General features: G+C 43.3%; 1 protein-coding gene. It reads left to right on the plus strand.

Going from position 1 to position 1,328, the window contains the following annotated elements:
• The first annotated feature begins 97 nt into the window (after nt 1-97).
• Nucleotides 98-1,272 (plus strand): IS3 family transposase gene (locus tag ACX5J7_RS18420; RefSeq protein ID WP_240491637.1). Its coding sequence is split into 2 segments (ribosomal slippage): nt 98-365 and nt 365-1,272, totalling 1,176 coding nucleotides; the frame shifts between segments, so codons are not numbered across the junction.
• Nucleotides 1,273-1,328: the final 56 nt, after the last annotated feature.

Here is a 1,328-nt window from a genome sequence, read left to right on the forward strand (position 1 = left end):
TGATACGATTGGCTATTTAGAGACGTTCATTGAGGTGGTTTAATTGAGTTGACCAGTCCAGTTAAGGATATAATTGAACTTTAGCTGGAGAAAGTAAATGGCCGGAAGAAAACGGTATACGAAAGAATTTAAACTGGATGCAGTGAGCCTGGTGCTAGATCAAGGTCACACGCGCTCTGAAGTCGCCAGAATGTTGGATGTGAGTCAGCAAATTATTGGTCGCTGGGTCAAAGAGTTTCAACAAGATGATGACGGCCATGCGTTCAGAGGGAACGGCAAACTGACGCCAGAGCAGGCAGAAATCAGAAAGCTTAAAGCTCAGGTAAAACAGCTTGAAATGGATAAACGCATCCTAAAGGAAGCATCGGTATTCTTCGCCAAAGAAATGAAGTGAAATACGCGTTTATCGCCGAGCGAAAGAATACCTATCCTGTTGACCGGTTGTGCCGGTTATTAGGCGTTAAGCGCAATGGGTTTTATCGATATATGAATACCCAGCATCAACCTACAACGGATGATGATAAACGAAAAGAAATAGTGGAATGGATGCGCAAGATTGCCAAAGCCAGTGAGCATAGCTATGGCAGTCGACGAATGCAAAAAGCACTGAATTGTTTGGGCTACCCTATCGGTAGACGTCTTACACGCCGACTGATGAAAGAAGCAGGTGTGCAGGTCCGTTACAAGAAGAAATACAAGGTCACCACAAACAGTAATCACACATTGCCTGTATTTGAAAATGTGCTGGACAGACAGTTTGATGTTGATTCACCCAATCTAGCTTATGTGCAGGATATTACCTATATCTGGACACAAGAAGGCTGGTTATATTTGGCCGTTGTTATTGACCTGTACTCGAGAAAAGTCGTTGGCTGGAGCATGGGGTCAAGAATGAAAACCAAATTGGTGTGTGACGCGTTAACGATGGCGATATGGCAGCGTAATCCAAAAGCGGGATTGGTTGCCCATTCAGATCGCGGTAGCCAATACGCTAGTGCAGACTATCGACGCTTGCTTAAAGGACACCAATTTGTTGGCAGTATGAGTCGTAAAGGTGATTGTTGGGATAATAGTGTGGTTGAGAGCTTCTTCGGTAGCTTGAAGCAAGAGCTAGTACACTGGAAACAATACCAAACTCGTTATGAAGCACAGCAAGATATACTGCGTTACATCACGACATTTTATAATCCTGAGCGGTTGCATTCGTATCTGGATTACAGGAGTCCAAATCAATATGAGGCGGACATGAAGAAATTGAAAAAAGTAGCTTAACTGGGTTGGTCAATTTTGGTTGACCACGTCACTATTCCTTTTTTATACATTTTTAT

This window comes from Alteromonas infernus (assembly GCF_902705815.1).